We start from the raw sequence: 22,246 nt of genomic DNA on the forward strand, positions 1-22,246 counted from the left end.
GATGGTCACCGTAGCCGGGCCGGAGGTGCCGCTGGCATTGGTGGCTGTGTAGGTGAAGCTGTCGGCACCGGAGAACCCGGCGGTCGGGGTGTAGGTGATGCTGGTGCCGCTGGCGGTGGCAGTGCCATTGCTGGCGGCGCTGGCCACGGCGACGCTGGTGGCAGCGCCGCCACTGAGGGCCAGGGTGATCGGGTTGGCACTGCTGTTGGCGGCGACAGTGGCGCTGACGGCACCGGCGACTGGGGCCTGGGCATCGATGGTGAGGGTGTAGGCCTGGGAGCCGCTAGCGCTGTTGGTATCGGTGGCGGTCACGGTCAGGTTGCTTGCGCCGCTGGCGCTTGGCGTGCCACTGATTGCACCTGTGCTGTTATTCAGGCTGAGGCCGGCCGGCAGACTACCGGCGGTGATCGCATAGGTGTAGGGCGCGGTGCCGCCGGAGGCGGTGAGCGTCGCACTGTAGCTGATGCCGACAGTGCCGTTGCTCAACGTGGTGGGGCTCAGGCTGATGCTCGGCGGGCTGACGGTGATGGTCACCGTGGCCGGGCTGGAGGTGCCGCTGGCGTTGGTGGCTGTGTAGGTGAAGCTGTCGGACCCGGAGAATCCGGCGGTCGGGGTGTAGATGATGCTGGTGCCGCTGGCGGTGGCAGTGCCATGGCTGGCAGCGCTGGCCACGGCGACACTGGTGGCAGCGCCGCCACTGAGGGCCAGGGTGATCGGGTTGGCACTGCTGTTGGCGGCGACGGTGGCACTGACGGCACTGGCGACTGGGGCCTGGGCATCGATGGTGAGGGTGTAGGCCCGGGAGCCGGTCGCGCTGTTGGCATCGGTGGCGGTGACGGTCGGGTTGCTTGCGCCGCTGGCGCTCGGCGTGCCACTGATGTCACCTGTACTGGTATTCAGGCTCAGGCCGGCCGGCAGACTACCGGCGGTGATCGCATAGGTGTAGGGCGCGGTGCCGCCGGAGGCGGTGAGCGTCGCGCTGTAGCTGATGCCGACAGTGCCGTTGCTCAACGTGGTGGGGCTCAGGCTGATGCTCGGCGGGCTGACGGTGATGGTCACCGTAGCCGGGCTGGAGGTGCCGCTGGCGTTGGTGGCTGTGTAGGTGAAGCTGTCTGAACCGGAGAATCCGGCGGTTGGGGTGTAGGTGATGCTGGTGCCGCTGGCGGTGGCAGTGCCATGGCTGGCGGCGCCGGCCACGGCGACACTGGTGGCAGTGCCGCCACTGAGGGCCAGGGTGATCGGGTTGGCACTGCTGTTGGCGGCAACCGTAGCGCTGACCGGGCCGGCGATCGGTGCCGGTACTGTGTATGTATAGCCGTTGGTCAGGGTCGCGCTGCCCCCAGGCGTGGTGACCACCACGTTCACCGCGCCGGCGGCGTGGGCCGGGGTGGTCGCGGTGATGGTGGTTGCATTGTTGACGGTGTAGCCGGTGGCCGCTGTTCCGCCAAAGCTCACGGCGGTAGCGCCAGTCAGATTGGTGCCGGTCAGGGTGACTGAGGTGGCGCCAGCGGTGGAACCACTGTTCGGTGCAGCGGAAGTCAGGGTCGGTACTGCGGAGCTGGTGACCAGCAGGTTGTAGGTGGCGACCCCGCCATCGTTGTTGCCGTCATTGAGGGTGATGCTGAAGGTGTAGTTACCGGCGGCGGTCGGGGTGCCGTGCAACACTGTGGTCGCACTGCCGGGGGACGCATCGAGGATCAGGCCCGGTGGCAGGCAGGGGGTCACACCATCGTAGTCCGGATCGTTGGCGTCGCACTCCACCCAGCGGTCCAGGGGCATGGTGCCGCCGACAGAGCTGATGGTGATGCTCATGCTCTGACCCACCGCGATGGTGGGCAAGGTGCTGCCGGAGGCCGGATTGGTGATCACGGGGGCAACCGCCATGGCCTGGCTGCTCATGGTCAGCATGACCAGCAACAGAAACAGTGAAATCAGCGGGCGTGTCAGCCAGTTACCTGGCGCGGTCAGCGGTGTTCTCATGAGGGCTTCCTGCCTTGCGAACGGTTTTGGGTCGTGTCCAGCGTGATTGTTGATAAAGGTCCAGCGCTTACAGCACGGCTACAGCCGGCCCCTTGGGGGGCAGGTATTACTCGATGCTCAGGGACTGTCGATCTCTTCCCGGGCGGCCATCCGCGCGGGACGCTGCATTTGGGTGTATAGGCCACTGTCGGCACCGGCCCGGAAGCCCAGCCGCTCATACAGCCGGCGGGCACGGCTGCCCTGTTCGACGCTCAGGCTGCAGGTCTGACGCTGGGCGTCGGCCTTGGCCAGTACCGTGCGCAACAACTCGGTGCCGATGCCCCGGCCATGCCAGTCCGGTAGCAGGGCAATATCGACAATGCGCACATCGTCGGCCGCGTACTGCACGCACAGGCGCCCGATCGGGCTGCCGGCCTGCTCGACGATCAGAAAGTCCGCGGCGGGAAAGTGCTTTTCATAATGCTGGCGTTGCAGCTCGGCCTGGGAGTGCAGGAAAGCCCGGCGCTGGGCGTCTTTCCAGCCAGGCACTGCACTGACTTCGGCCCAGCGGCGTGAGGCGTACAGCGCCTGGAGAAATCCCAGGTCGTGGCTGTTCTGCTTGCGCAGTACGGCCACGTTGCCTGTCGGCAAATGGAGAGCGGTGATGTGAGTCATGAGCTTCTGATCGGGTACTCGCCATCCAGGCAGATGCAGTAGGACAGTGTCTGGAAGGGTTGCATGGTGTTGCGCAAGGCCGTCGACGTTGCGCCGCTACCGGCGTTGCCCACAGTGGTGGCCGCCAGTGTCTGGTTTGTCGCCGTTGGTGCGGTGTTGTTGTACAGGCGGACGTTGCGGGGTTGTGCCAGGTAGGCGGTGTTGTTGGGAATATCCAGAGCGGCCGCCGATTCGCTGCCGTCCTTGGCCAACACCTGATGGGTATGCGGGGCGAAGTTGCTGGCCACCATGGTTATCCGGTCGGCTCCCATGGCCGTGCCAACTGGCCTGTCGGTCAGCCCGGGGCCGGGCCCGGCCCCCATGGCCACGCGCCCGTTGAGATTGGGCAGATTGAAGTTCTGTCCGGGGGTGCCGCCATACAGGTTGCCAATCACCGAATAGAGGGCTGGATTCTGCTGGACGGTGATGAGCGAGCCATCGCAGTACGCCCAGTTTTGCGGGACGAAGTTGTAGGGGAACAGTCTGATTTCACCGGTAAAAGCGTCCATGATCGGTCATTCCAGATTGAGTGAGGGGGTCACTGCTGTCGGGTCGGATAGAGGCCGACCAGGCAAATGATGTAGTTGATCGCCAACGAACCCATCAGGTTGCTGTGGGGGGTTGCAGCGCCACCGCTCGGGGTCAGTGCCGAGTCGAGAAACTGTGGGTTCATCGCAACGGTGACGGAGGTTCCGGTTCCTGCGCTGTACAGTCCGGTGATGATCCCCGCGCCCGGGAATTTGCCAAAGGTCATGCTATTGGGCGTTGCGGCTGGGGATGGGATCGGCGACGTGGCATCTTGGGCGCTCACCATAAAGCCATGGGTGTGGGAGGCAGTGTTTTCCGGCCTCATGGTCACGGTTTCCACGCCAAACTTCTGCGTTAGCGTCCTTGGGGTCAGTCCGGTGCCGGTGCCCTGGCCCACGGGGAGCCGGCCACGGTAGTCCGGGAGACCGAAGTTGGTGCTGCCGTTGCCGCCGTACAGGGTGCCCAGTAACGAGTAGAGCACCTGGAAGTTGCTGATGGGCATCAGCGAACCGTCACAGAACGCCCAATTCTCTGGCGCATAGTTGCCGGCGAACATGCGGATTTCTCCGACGAAAGCTTCAGACATGTCAGTTTCCTTGCTTGAGGGTCTGTAGACAGCCGTTACTGGCGCGGCGGGTAGATGCCCGTCGTAGCGATGCAGAAATAGCCCACGATGGAGGGCTGCACATTCGGCATGGGCATGCCTGGCGTTGGGGTGACGGTCGCGCTGTTGAGGGCGATCAGAGTGCCGGTTGCCGAGGTATAGGTCGGTTTTGCCGGGACCCCTTTGGTGTTCGAGCTGACAGCAGGAATGTTGCCGCCCGGGTCATCGTTGCCCGGGTCGTTGGAGACATGCGTGGCGTGGTTATGCTGTGCCACCGAGTTTTGCGGCATCGTCACGGTTTCGCTACCGCCTTTGGTGCCCAAAAGGTGTTGATCCATGACCGGATCGACAGTGGAGGCTCTGAAGTTCTGCCCCAGAGCGACCCGGCCACGCAGATCCGGCAGGCCGAAGGTGGTGGTGCCGTCACCGCCAAAGTTTTTGCCCAGCAGGGAGGCCAGCGCGACATTGCTGTTGAATGGTAGAACCTGGCCCTCGCAAGGGAGCCACCCATCAGGTGCCCAACCCCAGGGGAACAGGCGAATTTCACCGAGAAAGGGATCCATGTTTTTCTCCTTGAACAAGATAATGGCGCCGAAATCCATTTACTGCAGGAGAGTAGCAAGCGCTTGTAGACAATAGACAAGTTTGGATTCATTTGGCAAGTGCATTTTTTAATGTTTAATTGCGCTTGCTACGAACCACGAATAGTTGATGTATTTACTCAACATCTATTTTCATAAAAAGCACTGAAGTGACTTAGCATAGAATTGTAGAAAAATACCGTGTTGTAACCAGCATCTATCCCTCAACCTGTATCCCATTCGCACGCTATACCGTCGAATGTAGGCGTTGAATGCAGCGTGCACGCTGCACTATCAAAGTGAACTGGCCAACTGAAAGGATGGGTGCTTGCGTCACTTTGCTTCTATATCTACTGCAATGATTGACATCGATGCTATCTGACTCGATATCGAACAATGGATAGTTATGCCGGCATCACAGGCCAGGAGCGTATTAAGCTGATTTATCATGCCTAATCAAAATATGTGGCTGATCGTAGTAAAATTCCTAGCAGGCTAGCTAAGGTATAAACTCGAATATGAGATACGTGAGATGTCGTTGTCGAGTCCTCCCGGTCATCTTTTTAGGTGATACAGTCGTTACCATGTCCAGAGGTGCTCAATAATAAGATTGCGTTGTTTATTGGCTGCTGAGTTAAAACTGGAAGACATGCTCGCTAAATAGCAAATCACTAATAGTGTGCTACACCTTGACTGTTCCATAACCACTCTTGGGAAAGGGATGTACTGTTGTAACCAACTATGCGGCAGCCTGGTAAAGGCGACCAATCCAATTAATCAGTCTCTAATACTCTTTCCGTCCTCTTGGTCATCCACTTTATGTGTATGACCAAGACCTCTTTCAAGTAAATAAATAACCTTCTTCGCACGTTTTCCGATCCTGCTGCAGGTGGCCCACCGTTTTCTCTATTCTGGTATGACATCCTTGATGCCCCGGCGGTGGGCAAGGTGCGGCTGCCGTAATAGATAACCGGCTGTGCATGCCCTCATGTGTTCGGGTAGCAGGGGAACCAGACGACTGGCCCGGATGTGCGCCGCCGTCTGGTCATTGGTGGAGATGGTGGGGCTGACAATATGCCCCTACAAACTGTTCCCGACTTTGACATGTCAGGGGATCAGGCGACCGAAACCTGCTGCTCTCACCGTGGCCCCGCCATGGTGGAGTGGCTGACCCAGCGCAGGCTCGACGTCTGACGAGGGCAATGAGCCATAGAATTGAGCCATGCTCCGGCTGACGGTGAATGGCGTATCGCATCAAGCCGCTTGCCGCAGCCTGACTCCCATGGTCGGGTCTGTGCACCTTGCTCCAATCTGGCTGCCCAGATGACACCTGCTTAGTCGGGGTGTCCGCGCTTTTGGGGAGCCTCTGGCGGTGGCAGGGCACCGTCATGGACGGGTTGCTGATCGCGACCGGCCAGCACGGTGCGATTGCGGCCTCGTCGCTTGGCTTCATAAAGTGCCTTGTCGGCCTGTTTCAACACGGCGTTGAGATCGTCATCGCTGCCGGGCCAATGGGCAACCCCGAGCGAGATGGTGATGTGGCCGGCGCCGGGCATGGGATGTGCGGCGACCCGCTGGCGCAACCGCTCGGCGATTTCGAAGGCGAGGGGGAGCGGCAGGCCGGGCAGCAAGACCAGAAACTCTTCGCCACCGCTGCGGCACAAGGCATCCGCCTGTCTGGCGCCTTGCTGCATCAAGGCCGCGAGGGCGGCCAGTACCTGGTCCCCGACATCATGACCGAAGCCGTCATTGATCTGCTTGAAGTGATCTATATCCAGCGCTATCACGGCGAGGGGCTGGCCCAGCGCCTGATAGCTGTCGAGCACCTGCTGCATGCCCCGGCGGTTGAACAGGCCCGTCATGGCATCGGTATGGCTGTCATTGTGCAGCTGGGTGATCCTGGTATTGAGCAGCCCCAGCCCTTTGAGCATGGCCTGCTTGAGCTGGGCGGCCTCGAAGTACCAGACCCGGATCCTGGCGATGTTCTTCAGCGACTCTTGCTGATCCATCAGCTTGGCCTTGTGGGCCAACTGCCACAGTGGCCTGGAGATGAAGATGGCGGAAATCCAGATGAACAGCAGGATCAGCAGGTTGATGGGAATGATCTTGAGCAGCACATGCATCATCTGCTGATCCAGTCCGGCCAGGGTGGCGGCGCGGGGACGCTGTGCCACCACCCCCCAGTGGGTCTGCGGGATGGGGGCGAAGCCGGCCAGCATCTCTGTGCCCGTTTCGTCAGTCAGTGCGAGCGCCCCTTCTTCGCCATTCAACACCCGATCGACCACCCCGTTGTCACGGATTTTTTCACCAACCCTGGCACTGTCCGGGTGATAGATGCGGGTTCTGTTGCGATCCACCACATAGAGGGAGGAGCCATCCTGATAGTAGTGCTGGCCCAGTATGCCGGAGAGCATGTTGTGTGACTGGAGGTAGATGGTGCCCGCCACATAGCCGAGATAGCGCTTCTCCTTGTCGAAGATGGGGTAGGAGATGCTGATGAGATAGTTGCCCGAGAGCGAAACGAACGGATCCGTGATCACCGGCTGGCGGGTCGTGATGGAGCGCTTGGCGCTCTGGGAAGTGAGTCTGGCCCCCTTTACTTGCAGCGTATCGGGATAGACGGCCACGACCACGGCATCGGCATTCACGACGGCCACCGAGTTGAAGGTCGCCGTCTGCTGTTGCAGTCGCTGCATTTCACTCAAGAGGGTGCTGTCATCCTTCATGGCGGGGGCTAGCAGGGCGGCGCTGTAGGCCAGCTGGCTCTGACTGGACTGGAGCATGGTGTTGGTCATCTCGGCCAGCTTGGCCGCGTAGACGCGATTGGCATCCAGAGTGTTGCTGATCAGCAGTGCCCGCTGCGCCTCGTAAGTGGCATAAAAACTGTTGCTCAGGGTCGCCATGACGCTGATGACGGCCAGTGCGAGTATGAGGCTGCGCAGGTCAATTTTCAGGAACCGAGGAAGTAGCATGAGCAGGAAGGCGTCCGGTATCAAGGTGCGGTAGTGGAAATGAGCCAGCTGATTCTAATGGAGCCAACTGCCGAAAAGCTACTACTATCCGGCCTGGCCCACCCATCTCAATGCCTTGATCGAAAAGGTGATCTTCTCTGTTCCCCATCCTTGGCCGGCACGGATCACGCAATAAAGGCAGTCGTGGGGCCGTCACCCCTGACAGGGACCTCTCCCTGGGCAGGCGAGGCGGCGAGTGCGCGTGGCAAAGGTCAACCCGGCTCGCCCGCTGGTGCGACCATGGCCGCGACAATCTGCCAGAAGGCATCGATGAGCGGGCCCTTGCTGTGGGGCGGGCGAATGAGGCCTATGGTCCAGCTTGCCTCGGCTTCGCGCAGGGGCAGGGTAAGCACATCCGGGTGCTCTATGGTGGTGGAGGAGGGCACCAGGGTCCAGGCGATATCCGCCGCCGCGGTGGCGACCCCGGCGGCGAAGTCGTTGACGTACTGGATATCGCGAAAGCGCATGCCGCTCTGGGCCAGGTAGTGCATCAGGTTGTCGTAAAACGAGGGTGCCTTGTCCCGGCGCAAAATGGCCAGCGGCTTGTCCACCAGATCCGCGAGTTCATTTATGCCGCTGTAGCTGGCTGGCAGTACGGCGACAAAGTGCGCCTGCACCACGGGCAGCACCTCCCAGCCCTTGGGGGCGGGCAGGCGGCAGAAGCCGAGATCCAGCCTGCCCTCGCTCAGGGCCAGCAATTGATGATGGGTGGAGAGGTCGTTGAGCTCTATGGTCACCTGCGGCCGCTCGGCGCGAAAGCGGGCGATGGCAGCGGGTACCAGTATCTTGGTGGCCACGCCGAAGCCGATGCGCAGGGTGCCGCTGTTGCCTGCCAGCACGTCGCGGGCGGTGCGCCCTAGCTGTTCGCTCTGGGCCACCAGGGCGCTGGCATCCGCATAGAGCGCCCGCCCCAGCACGGTCAGGCGGGTGCTGCTGGCGTTGCGCTCAAACAGTTCGCCGCCAAATTCCTCCTCCAGCCGCCTTATCTGCTTGCTCAGGGCCGACTGGGTGACATGCTGGCGCACCGCCGCCTGACCGAAGTGCAGCACCTCCCCCAGGGTCACGAAGGCTTTCAGATCCCGTAGCTCCACCACAGCTCCTTTCATTCCTGTTGGGAATGTTGAATGGCCACATTTATCATTGGACGGAATTTTAGAACTGTTCGATGCTTATGCCAATTTATTTGGGACCCCTTGAATGGGGCGCCGACTTATCAGAGATGGCTGACACCATACGCGCAGAAGGAGCAACACCAGATGCATCACCATATGTTCAACGATTTCCCGAAAGATTTTCTGTGGGGCGCCGCCTCCGCCGCCTATCAGGTGGAAGGGGCCTGGAATGCCGACGGCAAGGGCCCCTCTGTGTGGGATCTGTTCACCAAGCTGCCGGGCAAGACCTTTGAGGGCAGCAACGGCGATGTGGCGGTCGATCACTATCACCGCATGGAAGAGGACGTGGCGTTGATGGCCGAGATGGGGCTCAAGGCCTACCGTTTCTCGGTGAGCTGGCCGCGTATCTACCCGACCGGCCGGGGCGAGGTGAACGAGGCGGGTCTCGCCTTCTACGAAAAACTCATCGACACCCTGCTGGCGCACAAGATCGAGCCCGTGCTGACCCTCTATCACTGGGACTTGCCCCAGGCGCTGCAGGATGAGTACGGCGGCTGGGAAGACAGACGCATCATCGACGACTTCGAGCGCTACTGCGTGACCCTGTATCAGCGCTTCGCCGGCAAGGTGAAGTACTGGGTATCGCTCAACGAGCAGAACTACAACCTGACCAACGCCTATCAGCTCGGCACCCATCCCCCCGCAGTGCAGGACCGCAAGCGCTTCTTCGCCGCCAACCACATCGCCTTCCTGGCCAACGCCCGGGTGATCAAGGCGTTCCGCCAGCATGTGCCGAACGGCCTGATAGGCCCGAGCTTTGCCTATTCGCCCGCCTATCCGGCGTCATGTGACCCCAAAGACATGCTGGCGTTCGAAAATGCCGAGGAGTTCACCAACTACTGGTGGCTGGACGCTTACTGCTTCGGCCGCTACCCCCAGGCGGCGCTCGCCTACCTGAAAGAAAATGGCGAGGCTCCGGAAATACTGCCGGGAGATCTTGAGCTGCTGCGCGAAGGCACGCCGGATTACATAGGCGTCAACTACTACTACACCCTGACCTTCACCGACAACCCTCTCGGCGGCCAGACACTGCAGCGCATCAACACCACGGGACAAAAGGGCACCACCCCCTCGAGCGGCATTCCGGGCCTCTACAAGACGGCGCCCAACCCCCATCTGGAAACCAGCAACTGGGACTGGGCCATAGACCCGACCGGGATGCGCATCGCCCTGCGCCGCCTCTCCTCCCGCTACGGCTTGCCGCTGATGATCACCGAGAATGGCCTCGGCGAGTTTGACCAGCTGGGGGCAGATGACAAGGTGCACGATGATTACCGCATCGCCTACCTGCGCAGCCACTTGGTCGCCTGTCAGCAGGCGCTGCAGGACGGGGTGGCGCTGATTGGTTATTGCGCCTGGTCCTTCACCGATATCCTGAGCTGGCTCAACGGCTACCAGAAGCGTTACGGCTTCGTCTATGTGGATCGCGATGAGCAGGGCGGCTCCTTGCGTCGGATCAAGAAAGAGAGCTTCCACTGGTATCAATCGGTGATCGCAAGCGGCGGCAAGACGCTGTAAATCACTCGGTTCGGATTGCGTTGGTACAACAGGCTCTGCTACGGAAAAGGCCCCCTCGTGTGAGGGGGCCTTTCGTTTTGCCGCCGACCTCTTGTGCGATGCAGGGGCATGCTGCGATGGGCGCTAGATAAACATGCCGCCCGAGGCCTCGATGCGCTGGGCATTGACCCAGCGACTGTCATCCGAGAGCAGGGCCGCTATCACGCCGCCTATGTCGTCCGGCTGGCCGACTCGCCCGAGCGCGGTCTGGCTGGCGATGAAGTCGTTGACGGCCTGGTTGTCCCGCACCACACCCCCGCCAAAATCAGTCTCGATGGCACCGGGCGCCACCACGTTGACGGCGATCCCGCGCGGGCCCAGCTCCTTGGCCAGATAGCGGGTCAACACCTCTATTCCCCCCTTCATGGCGGCGTAGGCAGCGTAACCGGGCAGCGCGAAACGGGTGAGGCCGGTCGAGAGATTGATGATGCGCCCGCCATCGCGGATCAGGGGCAGCAACTGCTGGGTCAGAAAGAAGGTCCCCTTGAGGTGAATGTTCATGAGGGTATCGAACTGCTGCTCAGTGGTCTGCTCGAAGCTGGCGTGGATACCGATGCCGGCATTGTTGACCAGAAAGTCGAACCGCTCGCGTTGCCACTCCCGCTGCAGCAACTGGCGCACCTCAGCCGCGAAGGTGGCGAAGGAGGCGCTGTCGGCCACATCGAGTGGCAAGGCGTGGGCCTTGATGCCGAGCGCATTGGCCTGCGCCACCACGGTGGCCGCCTCTTCGGCCTGGCTGCGATAGGTGATGATGAGATCGACGCCTTTGGCGGCAAGGGCCAGGGCCGAGTGTTTGCCGAGGCCGCGGCTGGCGCCTGTGATGAGGGCGATGGAACGGGTCATGGTACGACTCCTGTCAATGGGGTGGATGCGGGCTCGGGACGAGCCGCTAGTGCCACTCTATTGGTGCGTGCACCATGGATAAAGATGGTAATAATAGATGCACTGTTCCGTTCAAAGTGACAATGATGCCATGGATCAACTGGATGCGATGAGAATGTTCATGCGGGTGGCCGAACTTGAGAGCTTCACCCGCAGCGCCGAGCAGCTGGGCATGCCCAAGGCAACGCTCTCCGCGGCCATCCGCCGGCTGGAAGAACAGCTGGGCACCCGCTTGCTCCATCGCACCACCAGGCGGGTGCAGCTGACCACGGATGGTCAGCTCTGCTATGCCCGCAGCCAGGAGCTGCTGGCCGACATGGAGGAGTTCAACGGGCTGTTCCGGCAGGGGGGACAACTCAGCGGCCAGCTGCGGGTGGACATGCCAAGCCGGATGGCGCGCCATCTGGTCATCCCGGCGCTGCCCGCCTTTCTGGCGGCCCATCCAGATCTGCAGCTGATGCTGAGCAGCACGGATCGACGGGTCGATCTGGTGCGTGAGGGCTTCGACTGCGTGGTGCGGGTGGGGGCGCTGGAGTCCTCCAGCCTGGTGGCGCGCCCCCTGGGTCACTACCGCCAGATCAACTGCGCCAGCGCCACCTATCTGGCTCGCCACGGCACACCGCAGACGCTGGCGGATCTGGCGCAGCACAGGCTGGTGCACTATGGGGCCGGGCCCGGGAGTCGCGAGGCCGGTTTCGAGTATGTGCAGGCCGATGGCACTCGCACCGTGCTGGCGATGGCGGGGACCCTCACGGTGAGCGACAGCGAAGCCTATCTGGCGGCGGCGCAGGCGGGGCTGGGGATCATCCAGCTGCCAGGAGTCGGGGTCGAGCCGCTGCTCGCCAGTGGGGAGCTGGTGGCCATACTGCCCCAGTGGCAGGCGCCGCCCTTGCCGATCCATGCCCTCTATGCCCATCGTCGCCAGCTCTCGCCCCGGGTGCGGGCCTTCATCCACTGGCTGAGCGAGGTGCTGGATGAGGCGCTGGCTGCTGACTCGGCGGTCGTCACCTGATGCGGGGTCGGTAACGGATGACCTCCATTCGTCATGCGGGGCACCTGTGATCAGAACCTCTATGACGGCCATCGAGGATCCCGGTTTGGCGTAGGCGGGGGAGATCGGCATAATGGCGCTCTTACAGAGCAGAGGAGATCTCATGAAATATATCGGAGCCCACGTCAGTGCCGCCGGCGGGGTGGAGAACACCATAGCCCGCGCAGAAGCCATCGGCGCCAACGCCTTCGCCCTGTTTACCAAGAATCAGCGCCAGTGGCAGGCGGCGCCGCTCTCCGAGGCCAGCATCCGCGCCTTCAAGCAGGCCTGCGAGAAAGCCGGTTTTCGCCCCGAACAGATCCTGCCTCACGACAGCTACCTCATCAATCTGGGGCATCCGGATCCCGACGGCCTCGCCAAATCCCGCGATGCCTTCCTCGATGAGCTCAAGCGCTGCGAGCAGCTGGGGCTTTGCTACCTCAATTTCCACCCCGGCAGCCACCTGAAACAGATCCCGGAAGCGGCCAGCCTGAAACTGGTGAGTGAATCCATCAACTGGGCGCTGGAGCGCAGCCAGGGGGTGACGGCGGTGATCGAGAACACAGCCGGGCAGGGCAGCAACCTCGGCTGGTCGTTCGAACATCTGGCCACCCTCATCGACGGCGTGGAAGACAAGAGCCGGGTCGGCGTCTGTTTCGATACCTGCCACGCCTTCGCCGCCGGTTACGATCTGCGCACGCCCGAGTCCTGTGCCCAGGTGTTCGCCGACTTCGACCGCATCGTCGGTTTCCAGTATCTCAAGGGGATGCACATCAACGGTGCCAAGTGCACCTTCGGCAGCCGGGTCGATCGCCACCACAGCCTGCAGCAGGGCAATCTGGGGGAGGCGGTATTCCACCACATCATGAATGACGAGCGTTTCGACGGCATTCCGCTGATCCTGGAGACCATAGATGAGTCCATCTGGGGCGACGAGATCCGCTGGCTGCGCAGTCTGGCCAAGGCATAACCCGTGCAGGAGAAAGAACGGATGCAAACAGAGGAACTGAGCGCGGCGCCACTGCGCTGGGGCATTGCCGGGGCGGGGGCCATCGCCCGTCGTTTCTGCCGGGACGTGAATGATCACGCCAGTGGCAGCCGGGTGGTGGCGATCGCCGCCCGTGATCAGACGCGGGCCCGGGCCTTTGCCGATGAACAGGGACTGCCCCTTGCCTATGACAGCTATCAGGCGCTGGCGGCCAGCGCCGAGGTGGAGGCCGTCTACGTGGCGGTGATCCACCCTGAGCACGCCGGCCTGATCAGGCAGATGTTGCTGGCGGGCAAGCACGTGCTGGTGGAAAAGCCGGCGGTGACTCAGGTAGCAGACTGGGATGCGCTGGTGCAGCTCGCCCGGACGCGCGGCCTGCTGCTGATGGAGGCGATGAAGGTGATGTGCTTCCCCGCCATGCGCGAATTGATGCGGCGGCTCGACGCCCTGCCTGCCCCCAACCGGTTGCGGGCGGCCTTCGGCTCGGTGCAGGAGCGAGACGGCAAGCTGTTTGATCCCGCATTGGCCGGCGGCGCCGCCTGGGATGTGGGTGTCTATCCGCTCTGGCTCTACGCCGCCATCTGTCACCAGCTGGGGCTGGCTGCGGGTGAGCCGCAGGTCGCTCTTTCCCGCCAGACTGGCGAGGTGGACGAGGCCGCCAGCTTCCGCTTTGCCGGCCCCCTCGTGGCCGAGCTGGATGCCTCCATCGTCCAGGATCTCGACAAGGCGGCGTATCTTGGCGGCGAGGGCTGGGCCCTGCAACTGGTCGGCAAGTGGTGGAACCCCCAGCAGGTATGCTGGCTCACGGGCGATCCCTTGCCTGCCTGGCCGGGAGACATTGCAGAGCCGGTGGCGGGCGGCGGCATGCAGTACGAGGCGGATCATTTCGCCGCCAGTGTCAGGCAGGGGTTGAGCGATTCACCCTGGGTGCCGCAGGCCCTGACCAGACAAGTGCTGGGCTGGGTCGAGCGTGGCTTGCAAGCCGGCTTGTGATCATGATGTGCAGGGAGGGCGCCGGGGCGCCCTCTCTTTTTGTCTGATCTCTTGCTGGTTTGAGCGGCAAGCGGCGAGCCATCATGCCTCAGACGCTCACCCTATCTGCTCGTTGGCGACCCGGCTGTGGTCACCTGAGGCTGAGGCAGGGCTCCCTCCTGTGCGCGGCAAAACTGCAGGAAGCGGCGCAGGGTGGCCGAGTGGTATTTCTGCCGATGCCAGATGAGGGAGAGCTGGCGGGGGAAGCGCCGGGCAAGGGAGAAGGCCACCAGCCGACCGGCCTGCAACCGATCCGACACCGCCAGGCGGGAGATGAAGGAGATCCCCAGCCCTTTTTCAACCGCCAGCATCACGGCCTCCAGGGTGTTGAGCTCGAGCCCCGCCTGCCAGCGGGGCAACTCGGGCTGGATCTGCAGCTCGAACTGCTCGCGACTGCCCGACTGGGGTTCGCGCAGCACCCAGGTCTCATCGCTCAGCTGGCTGAGCGACAGGCGATTGCGCCGGGCGAGGGGGTGGTCGGGGTGCGCCACGATCAGCATCTCGTCATTGAGCCAGGGCTCGCTGACGAGATCCGGGTGGTGGTTCTGCCCCTCTATCAATGCCAGATCCAGCTCGAAGTTGGCCAGAAGATGGCAGAGCTTGTGGGTGTTGGTGATGGTGACCCTGGGGGGCAGACCCAGCTCCTGCTTGCTGCTGGCCAGCAGGGTAGGGAGCAGGTAGTTGCCTATGGTCTGGCTGGCACCGAGGCGCAGCTGGCCGCTCGGCTCCGCATCCGGGCTGAACAGGGTCTCGATATCCTGCATCCGGGTCAGCAACTCTTCGGCGGCCGGTTGCAGCAGGCGCCCCTCGTTGTTGAGCTGCAATCTGGGGTGGATGCGGTCGAACAAGGGGGTGGCGAGCTGGCGCTCCAGCTCCTGCAATGACTGGGAGACGGCGCCCTTGCTGAGGCAGAGCTCGTTGGCGGCCAGTCCCAGATTGCCATAGCGGGCTATGGTGGCGAACACCTTGAGTTGTTGCAGGGTCAGTTTCATGTTTGGTTAACCTGAACGATTGATTCAATTCATTTAGATATCGTAAACGATAGCCGCTCTTTATCCTATGCACATCGTCTCTCACAAGAGGTTTCAGACATGATCGCAAGAACCCGTCAATCCTTGGGCAAAGCCCCGACCCCCATGGCGGGCCTGGCACTCGGGATCGCCAGTCTGGGTTGGTGCTGGGAAAATGCCGGTCAGTTCGATGGCCGCCTGCAACTGCTGGGCGCCGCCGTCGCCGCCGTGCTGCTGGTGATCCTCACCTTCAAGTTTCTGCTCCATCCGCGCCTGCTGTGGCAGGATCTGGCTCACCCCGTGGTGGGCAGCGTGGTCCCCACCTATGCCATGGGCACCATGGTGGTCTCCAAGGCGATCGGCATGCTGAGCCCGGGCCTTGGCGAGGGGCTCTGGTTGTTTGCCGTGGTGCTGCACCTTCTCTTCCTGGCGACCTTCCTCTGGCACAGGGCCAGACAGTTCGAGATCCATCACATGGTACCGAGCTGGTTCGTACCGCCTGTGGGCATTATCGTGGCTGACGTCGCCTTTCCCGGCGGCCAGTTTGCCGCGCTGGCCGACGGTCTGCTCTGGTTCGGCATGCTCTGCTACGCTCTGATGCTGCCGCTGATGCTCTACCGTCTCATCTTCAGCCATGAGGTGCCGGATGCTGCCAAGCCGACCATCGCCATTCTGGCGGCCCCTGCCAGCCTGTCACTGGCCGGCTACCTGACGGTGACCGAGGATCCTTCCCTGCTGCTGGTGGCCGTGCTGCTGGGGATCGCCATCCTGATGACCGGCATCATCTACCTGGCCTTCATCAAGCTGCTGCGTCTGCCGTTCTCACCGGGCTATGCCGCTTTTACCTTCCCGTTGGTGATAGGCGCCACCGCCCTGTTCAAGGTGGGGCACCTGCTGGAGCAGTGGCCGCAAGCGACTCACTATGTGGAACAGATCAACCTGCTTGCCCACTTCGAGCTGGGCGCCGCCACCCTGATTGTCGGCTACGTGGCCCTGCGTTATCTGATGTTCTTCCTGCCGCTGGGTGACAGCGGCATGGCGTCCGGCATGGCCCGGCACGGTGCCCGCCGCTAGGCAAAGACTCTGCTGGAGAGCAAGGGGATAAGGGGTCGGTCAACGAGAAGGGCATGCGTGATGACATGCTCCGCTGACCAGACAGCAGCGACAGCGCTCCACCATGGGTGGAGCGCTTTTTTGTCTCTTCTTGCGGGTCGAAAGCGGGGATGTCAGTCCCTGGCGGATCCATTTTTTGAACCAGCGCTCACCGTGGGGGGCTCACGATGAATTTCACTGGTATTACCTGTCAGGACGAATACAATGCAACCCCATTTTCTTCGTTTGACCTCATTCATGTCTGCCCAAGATCCTGTGTTTGACTCCTCTTTTCAGACCCGTTTTCTGCGCCCGCGTTACTGGCCGAGCTGGCTGGCGCTCGGTGCGCTTTGTCTGCTCGCCTTCGTGCCGCCCCGCTGGCGTGACAAGCTGGCAGAATGGCTGGCGCCGCTGATCGTCAAGCTGTCCAAGAAGCAGATTTATATCGCCAGGACCAACCTGGATATCTGCTTTGCCGACAAGAGCGACGCCGAGCGCGATGCCATCCTGATGACCTCCATTCGCATCGGTCTCAAGACCCTGCTCGGCTTCGGTGAGTTCACGGTGCGCAGCCCCGCCTACCTGATGAGCCGCATCCAGGTGAGCGGCTGGGAACATATCGAGGCCGAACAGGCCGCCGGCCGCCCCGTGATCCTGGTGGTGCCCCACAGCTGGCCGGTCGATGCCGCCGGCTACTACTTCACCCAGCGTGGTGTGCCCATGTGCACCATGATGAAGAGCTCCCGCAATCCGGTCTTTGACTGGCACCTCAACCGGGCCCGGGCCAAGAACGGTTGCCGCGTCTACGAGCGCAGCGCCGGCATCAAGGCGGTGATCCGGACCATCAAGGGGGGACACAGCTTCTTTTATCTGCCGGATCAGGATCATGGCCGCGAGAAGAGCATCTTTGCCCCCTTCTTCGGCTACCCCAAGGCGACCCTGCCGGCCCTGCCACGTCTGGTGCAGGTCAGCGGCGCACGGGCCGTGCCCTTGCTGGCCTGCTATGACGAGGCGCACTACTGCTACCGTCTGGAGATAGAGGCGCCGTTTACGGATTATCCCAGCGCCGATCTGATGGCGGACACCTGCCGCATGAATGACATGGTGCAGCAGCAGCTGACCCGTCATCCCGGCCAGTACATGTGGTTCCTCAAGATCTTCGATACCCGCGAGGATCAGGAGGGGCCGGATGGCCTCTACGAAGAGGGCATTAAACGGATCCGGGGAGATCTTCCCCCTCGCCCCTGAGGGGGGGTCACTGCTGTTTGTCATGGCCCTTCGGGGCCATTTTTGTGGGCGCTGCACCCGGGATGGTGCACTCCCTTGCACCCCAAAGTGGAAAAAAATATCAGGATAATTAAAATAACCGTTTCTTTTCTATGACTTGATGGCGGCCATGTCCTCACACGATCCGGTTTTTGACACCTCATTTCATGCCCACCTGCTTCACCCGCGCTGGTGGGGCAGCTGGCTGGCGCTCGGCCTGTTGTGCCTGCTGGCGCTGGTTCCCCACGGGCTGCGCGATCGTTTTGCCAATGTCATAGCACCTGCCTTGCTGCGTTTTTCCAGGAAACAGGCCTATATCGCCGAGACCAACCTCAAGATCTGCTTTCCCGAGCTGGATGCGGCCGGGCGCCGCACCCTGCTGCTCAAGGCGATCCGCACCGGCCTCAAGACCTTCATGGGCTTTGGCGAGCTGACCCTGCGCAGTGCCGCCCACCTCAAGCGCCGCATCAAGGTGCGGGGCTGGGAACATATAGCGGCGGAGCAGGCCGCCGGGCGTCCCATGATACTGGTGGTGCCCCACACCTGGGCGGTGGACATGATAGGCCGCTACCTGACCGACGAGGGGCTTGTGCTCTGCACCATGATGAAGAGCCCGAAAGACCAGGTATTTGACTGGTACATCAACCGCGAGCGGGCCAAGGGGGGCAAGGTGTACGAGCGCAGCGTCGGCATCAAGCCGGCCATCAAGGCCATTCGCAGCGGCGCCAGCTTCTTCTACCTGCCGGATCAGGATCATGGCCGCGAGGCCAGCCTGTTCATCCCCTTCTTCGGCCACCCCAAGGCGACCCTGCCGGCGCTGCCCAAGCTGGTGAAGCTGACCGGTGCCAGGGCCGTGCCCATCCTCGCCTGCTACGACGAGGAGGAGGGCTGCTACCGGCTGGAGATTGAACCGCCGTTCGATCCTTATCCCAGCGGGGACCTGAATGCCGATGTCAACGCCATGAACCGCATGGTGGAGCGGCAGCTGCGCCGTCATCCCGAGCAGTACATGTGGTTTCTCAAGATCTTCGAAACCCAGGAGCATCAGACGGGGCCGGATGGTCTCTACGAAGAGGGCATTAAGCGGATCCGCAGCGGTCTGCCCCCCGAACCCTGAAGGGAAATACACCGGCTGGCGTGTTGAGCAGAGGAGGGTGACAACTGCTTGTCCTTCAGGCAGTTTGGTGGGCAAAAAGTCGGCAATCAGGGCGCCGCGGGGCGCCAGATAACAGGGATATGCAAGCTGGCCCCGCAGGGGCTATCTTCTGATGCGCAAATAGGGTAAAAGGGCGGCCATGAAAATTCCAAATCGAATCCAACCTCTGGTTGATGACGGCCTGGTCGATGACGTCATCAGCCGGCTGATGAGCGGCAAAGAGGCCGACGTCTATGTGGTGCGCTGCGGTGACGAGATCCGCTGCGCCAAGGTCTATAAAGAGGCGTCCAAGCGCAGCTTCAAGCAGGCCGTGGTCTATCAGGAAGGGCGCAAGGTACGCAACAGCCGCAGCGCCCGCGCCATGGAGAAGGGCTCCAAGTACGGTCGCAAGCAGCACGAAGAGGTGTGGCAGAACACAGAAGTCGACGCCCTGTTCAAGCTGGCGGCGGCCGGGGTGCGGGTGCCGCAGCCCTATGTCTGCCTCGACGGCGTCCTGCTGATGGAGCTCATCACCGACGAGGAGGGCAACGTGGCCCCCCGTCTCAACGACGTGGCGCTCTCGCCCGAGCAGGCCATCGACGATCACGCCAAGGTGATCCGCTACGTGGTGCGTATGCTCTGTGCAGGCCTCATCCACGGCGACCTTTCCGAATTCAACGTGCTGGTGGATGCCGAGGGGCCCGTCATCATAGACCTGCCCCAGGTGGTGGATGCCGCCGCCAACAACCAGGCCAAGGCCATGCTGGAGCGGGACGTCAACAACATGCGCAACTACTACGGCATGTATGCCCCCGAGCTGCTCAAGACCCGCTACGCCAAGGAGATGTGGGCGCTGTTCGAAGATGGCAAGCTCACCCCCGAGAGCGAGCTGACCGGCCTGTTCGAGGAGAGCACCGAGGCCATCGACATCGATGCCGTGCTGCACGAGATCGAGAGCGCCGAAGAGGAGGCGCTGGCCCGTCAGGCGCGGATGAAGGCCGAGCAGGAAGACAGCTACTGATCCCCGCCATCATCACCTCATCAGTCACACCATGAGCGCCCTGGAGGCGCTCTTTTTATGGCTGCGACCTGCATCTGTGCCGAGTCAGGCAGGTGGTCATAGTGCGGGAGAGAGCCGGTAAAACCGCACCCAGCAGTCATCCCCTGCATGGTAGCGGCGATCCAGACATTGTCCGTTGGCGGCCGCTATGACCCTGAGGGAGGCGCCGTTGGCTTCGTCGCAGCTGATGAGCAGGGGCTCGGTCAGCACAGCTTGCTGCAACCAGCGCAGCAGGGTGCGGGCCACCCCTTCACCCCGGCGGGAGGGGCGGGTCTCGTAGCCTATGTGGCCAAGCCAGGCCCGGATGGCCGGATTGTCGCCGTGGCGCAGGCGCAAGGTGGCAAGGATCTCCCCCCTCTCAAGGGCAAAGTAGGTGGTGGTGGGCGGGTAGTCCGGCGGCAGATGCCGTCCATCGGCATGGGCGAGCAGATCCTGCAGCCACTGATCCGGGTCAAATTGCGCCACCTGATAGAGCGGCAACCCGGCGGCGCCACATTCGGCCACATAACGGCGATAGGCGGGCGCATCACAAAGCTGTGCGGCCCGGCACTCTATGGCGGCCGTCATGAGCGCTGCTCTGCCGTCTGCAGTGGCTGGGGCGCGCTGTGGTGGGGCTCCTGCACGCAGGCCCGCTGCCGTCCCGTCTGCTTGGCTGCGTAGAGCGCCTGATCCGCCCGCAGATAGGCCTGCTCGAAGCTCTCTCCCGGCTGCAGCGAGGTGAGGCCCATGCTGAGGCTGATGGGGCCGCCCGCCAGCCAGCGGGTCGCCTCCGTGACCTCTTGCTGCAGGGCGTGGCAGTAACCGGGCAACGTCTGCGGCGTCTCCATCACCAGCAAGGCCAGTTCGTCGCCACCGAGGCGCCCGGCCAGCCCCGCCGGCGGCAGGTTCTCCCGGATCACCCGGCCCACCACCCGCAGCATGGCATCACCTGCGGGATGACCGTGCCGGTCGTTGATCAGCTTGAAGTTGTCCAGATCGATCAGCAGCAGCTGGCATGGACGGGCGTGTCGACATGCACGCGCCGCCAGCTGCAGCTCGAAATGGTGGCGGCTGTCCAGTCCGGTCAGGGCGTCCAGATTGGCGCGCCGCTCCAGCTCGCGCTGAGTTGCCAGCAGCGCCTGCTGCTGGCGGGTGTGCACCAGGCTGAGCAACAGATAGCTGCGGGCTATGGTGAAGAGCAGGCTGAGCAGGATCACGGGCCCGAGCAGGGGATCGGTAAAGGTGGTGGCCGCGAACTCGGGCAGCCAGAGGTGCTTGGCGATCCGCAGCAGTTGCAACAGCAGCTGCAGGCCGAGCAGCAGTATGGCAAAGCGCAGCACCCGATAGCCGGGGGCCAGCCGTTGATAACGCCAGAGCTGCCAGATCAGCACGGCCATCTGCAGCGAGAGCACGGCGGAGAGCACTATGATCCGGCTGTGCACATCGGACAGCGGCCGCAGGCTGGCAGTCAGGGCAAACAGCGCGAAGCCGGTGAGGGCGATGGCGGGACAGAGCCAGCCCAGCCGGTCCGCCTCGCGCCGAAAGAAATGACGCAGGCCCCGCTCATAGAGCAAGGGGGTGGCGATCAGCAGCAGGTTGGTCAGCAGAATATTGGCGAGGGAGGTCTCCCCCGCGAGCGGGCGGATCAGCAGGCAGCCGAAGGCGGCGGCGATGGCCAGCTCGCTGGCCGACCAGTAGAGCAGGGCCCGGATGCGGCGCTGGGTATGCCACACATAGGCGAAAATGACCGCGACCCCGACGTGCGACAGCGTGACGAACAGCACCAGGCTCAACAATTGCGCTGAGGAAAACAGATTTTGCATCTAGGGGTCTCTCTGGGCTCGTCCTGCCGGTCACTGTGTCTCGACCCTAAGGGTCTCCATGACAATGCCGGATCACAACATGAATCCGACCCATTATCAATGGCTTGAGCGGCTGGATCCCGATCCTGGCCACAACCGGATCGATGGCGGCAGCTGACGCGATTCATCAAGGACACGAGACGGGGTTTGTCGATCGCGCCACCCGTCTGGGGAGTGTCAGGTTGGCTGCACCGGCAGCGCCATGACGGTGGCCTCCCGGCCGAGATGGGCCAGCAGGCGGCGCACATCGTCCAGCGTGATGATGAGGGTGGCTGTGTTGACCAGCGGGTGGCACTGCACCCGCTCGGCTTGCCAGATGGTGTGGTCCACCACCAGGGTCACCGCCCGCTCTGTGTCGCGCACCATGGCGAGCAGGGTCACGGCGCCCGGGGTGAGGCCGAGCACGGCAGCCAGCCGTTCGGGGGAGCCAAAGCTCAGCCGCTTGACCCCGAGCACCCTGGCCAGCGCCTTGAGATCGACCCGGCTTTCTTCAGGTGTCACTACCAGAAACAGCCGCTCGCTTTTGGGGTCGCGCAAAAACAGGTTCTTGGTCCTGGCGGCGGGCAGGTCGGGCAGCAGCCTGCTCGCCTCCTCACAGGTGAAGACGGGGGCATGGTCGATGCGCTGATAGGAAATGGCCAGCCGGTCCAGCAGGGAATAGAGTGTCACCAGGGCTCCTCGTGTCGGGTGAACAGGCGCAGGGAATGGGCGGCGATGACTGGGCTCCCGGCGCATGGGCAGAGGGTCGAGCTTAGCAGCTTGGTCCCGGCCGCGCAGCCTGGCG

At 62.7% G+C, this 22,246-nt stretch carries 20 protein-coding genes; 8 read left to right on the forward strand and 12 right to left on the reverse strand.

Annotated features, from left to right (window positions below):
* From BN1118_RS08550 to BN1118_RS08580, 7 genes are all read right to left on the reverse strand, one after another.
* On the reverse strand, window positions 1–1,980 hold a 1,980-nt coding region (locus BN1118_RS08550), incomplete at its 3' end, for a beta strand repeat-containing protein (protein ID WP_043555536.1).
* Between the two features lie 117 nt (window positions 1,981–2,097).
* Window positions 2,098–2,634: a GNAT family N-acetyltransferase gene (locus tag BN1118_RS08555; protein ID WP_043555539.1), complete on the reverse strand. Its 537-nt coding sequence runs from the start codon at window positions 2,632–2,634 to the stop codon at window positions 2,098–2,100.
* Window positions 2,631–3,182: a phage tail protein gene (locus tag BN1118_RS08560; protein WP_043555540.1), complete on the reverse strand. Its 552-nt coding sequence runs from the start codon at window positions 3,180–3,182 to the stop codon at window positions 2,631–2,633. The genes BN1118_RS08555 and BN1118_RS08560 overlap by 4 nt, the downstream gene beginning before the upstream one ends.
* Window positions 3,183–3,211: 29 nt before the next feature.
* Window positions 3,212–3,787: a phage tail protein gene (locus BN1118_RS08565; protein ID WP_043555541.1), complete on the reverse strand. Its 576-nt coding sequence runs from the start codon at window positions 3,785–3,787 to the stop codon at window positions 3,212–3,214.
* Between the two features lie 35 nt (window positions 3,788–3,822).
* Entirely contained in the window at window positions 3,823–4,368 is a 546-nt protein-coding gene (locus BN1118_RS08570; RefSeq protein WP_043555853.1) for a phage tail protein, read from the reverse strand.
* A gap of 1,352 nt (window positions 4,369–5,720) precedes the next feature.
* Window positions 5,721–7,358 carry a sensor domain-containing diguanylate cyclase gene (locus BN1118_RS08575; RefSeq protein ID WP_043555854.1) on the reverse strand — a complete coding sequence of 546 codons (1,638 nt, stop codon included), beginning with the start codon at window positions 7,356–7,358 and terminating at the stop codon, window positions 5,721–5,723.
* A gap of 251 nt (window positions 7,359–7,609) precedes the next feature.
* Complete coding sequence (locus BN1118_RS08580) at window positions 7,610–8,488, reverse strand: LysR family transcriptional regulator (RefSeq protein ID WP_043555542.1); 879 nt, start codon at window positions 8,486–8,488, stop codon at window positions 7,610–7,612.
* 165 nt (window positions 8,489–8,653) lie between these two features.
* On the opposite strand from BN1118_RS08580, the gene BN1118_RS08585 reads away from it, so the two are divergent.
* Complete coding sequence (locus tag BN1118_RS08585; RefSeq protein WP_043555544.1) at window positions 8,654–10,087, forward strand: glycoside hydrolase family 1 protein; 1,434 nt, start codon at window positions 8,654–8,656, stop codon at window positions 10,085–10,087.
* 123 nt (window positions 10,088–10,210) lie between these two features.
* Here BN1118_RS08585 and BN1118_RS08590 read toward each other — a convergent pair whose 3' ends face one another.
* Window positions 10,211–10,969, reverse strand: coding sequence for an SDR family NAD(P)-dependent oxidoreductase (locus BN1118_RS08590; RefSeq protein ID WP_043555545.1), 759 nt, complete (start codon window positions 10,967–10,969; stop codon window positions 10,211–10,213).
* A gap of 130 nt (window positions 10,970–11,099) precedes the next feature.
* Here BN1118_RS08590 and BN1118_RS08595 point away from each other — a divergent pair, with 130 nt between their 5' ends.
* The 3 genes from BN1118_RS08595 (at window position 11,100) to BN1118_RS08605 (ending at window position 14,019) form a co-directional block, all read left to right on the forward strand.
* A complete protein-coding gene (locus tag BN1118_RS08595; protein WP_043555546.1) occupies window positions 11,100–12,020 on the forward strand; it encodes a LysR substrate-binding domain-containing protein in 921 nt (306 codons plus the stop codon).
* A 142-nt stretch (window positions 12,021–12,162) separates the two neighbouring features.
* Window positions 12,163–13,008 (forward strand): deoxyribonuclease IV, encoded by an 846-nt coding sequence (gene nfo / locus BN1118_RS08600; protein WP_043555548.1) that lies wholly within the window; start codon window positions 12,163–12,165, stop codon window positions 13,006–13,008.
* A 21-nt stretch (window positions 13,009–13,029) separates the two neighbouring features.
* Window positions 13,030–14,019: a Gfo/Idh/MocA family protein gene (locus BN1118_RS08605; protein WP_043555549.1), complete on the forward strand. Its 990-nt coding sequence runs from the start codon at window positions 13,030–13,032 to the stop codon at window positions 14,017–14,019.
* A gap of 101 nt (window positions 14,020–14,120) precedes the next feature.
* On the opposite strand, the gene BN1118_RS08610 is transcribed toward BN1118_RS08605, so the two are convergent.
* Window positions 14,121–15,050 carry a LysR substrate-binding domain-containing protein gene (locus tag BN1118_RS08610; protein ID WP_043555550.1) on the reverse strand — a complete coding sequence of 310 codons (930 nt, stop codon included), beginning with the start codon at window positions 15,048–15,050 and terminating at the stop codon, window positions 14,121–14,123.
* Between the two features lie 99 nt (window positions 15,051–15,149).
* Here BN1118_RS08610 and BN1118_RS08615 point away from each other — a divergent pair, with 99 nt between their 5' ends.
* From BN1118_RS08615 to BN1118_RS08630, 4 genes are all read left to right on the forward strand, one after another.
* Window positions 15,150–16,142 carry a TDT family transporter gene (locus tag BN1118_RS08615; RefSeq protein ID WP_043555552.1) on the forward strand — a complete coding sequence of 331 codons (993 nt, stop codon included), beginning with the start codon at window positions 15,150–15,152 and terminating at the stop codon, window positions 16,140–16,142.
* A gap of 276 nt (window positions 16,143–16,418) precedes the next feature.
* Window positions 16,419–17,408 carry a lauroyl-Kdo(2)-lipid IV(A) myristoyltransferase gene (gene lpxM / locus BN1118_RS08620; RefSeq protein WP_043555855.1) on the forward strand — a complete coding sequence of 330 codons (990 nt, stop codon included), beginning with the start codon at window positions 16,419–16,421 and terminating at the stop codon, window positions 17,406–17,408.
* A 139-nt stretch (window positions 17,409–17,547) separates the two neighbouring features.
* Entirely contained in the window at window positions 17,548–18,543 is a 996-nt protein-coding gene (locus tag BN1118_RS08625) for an LpxL/LpxP family acyltransferase (RefSeq protein ID WP_043555554.1), read from the forward strand.
* 178 nt (window positions 18,544–18,721) lie between these two features.
* Window positions 18,722–19,582: a PA4780 family RIO1-like protein kinase gene (locus BN1118_RS08630; protein ID WP_043555556.1), complete on the forward strand. Its 861-nt coding sequence runs from the start codon at window positions 18,722–18,724 to the stop codon at window positions 19,580–19,582.
* 96 nt (window positions 19,583–19,678) lie between these two features.
* Here BN1118_RS08630 and BN1118_RS08635 read toward each other — a convergent pair whose 3' ends face one another.
* The 3 genes from BN1118_RS08635 to BN1118_RS08645 all read right to left on the reverse strand — a co-directional run bounded on the left by BN1118_RS08635 (window position 19,679) and on the right by BN1118_RS08645 (window position 22,131).
* On the reverse strand, window positions 19,679–20,188 hold the full coding sequence (locus BN1118_RS08635) for a GNAT family N-acetyltransferase (protein WP_043555558.1): 510 nt from the start codon (window positions 20,186–20,188) through the stop codon (window positions 19,679–19,681).
* Entirely contained in the window at window positions 20,185–21,423 is a 1,239-nt protein-coding gene (locus tag BN1118_RS08640; protein ID WP_043555560.1) for a GGDEF domain-containing protein, read from the reverse strand. The genes BN1118_RS08635 and BN1118_RS08640 overlap by 4 nt, the downstream gene beginning before the upstream one ends.
* A gap of 216 nt (window positions 21,424–21,639) precedes the next feature.
* Window positions 21,640–22,131: a prolyl-tRNA synthetase associated domain-containing protein gene (locus tag BN1118_RS08645; RefSeq protein WP_043555562.1), complete on the reverse strand. Its 492-nt coding sequence runs from the start codon at window positions 22,129–22,131 to the stop codon at window positions 21,640–21,642.
* Window positions 22,132–22,246: the final 115 nt, after the last annotated feature.

Origin of the sequence: Aeromonas bestiarum, from assembly GCF_000819745.1 — a bacterium.
Lineage (GTDB): Bacteria > Pseudomonadota > Gammaproteobacteria > Enterobacterales > Aeromonadaceae > Aeromonas > Aeromonas bestiarum.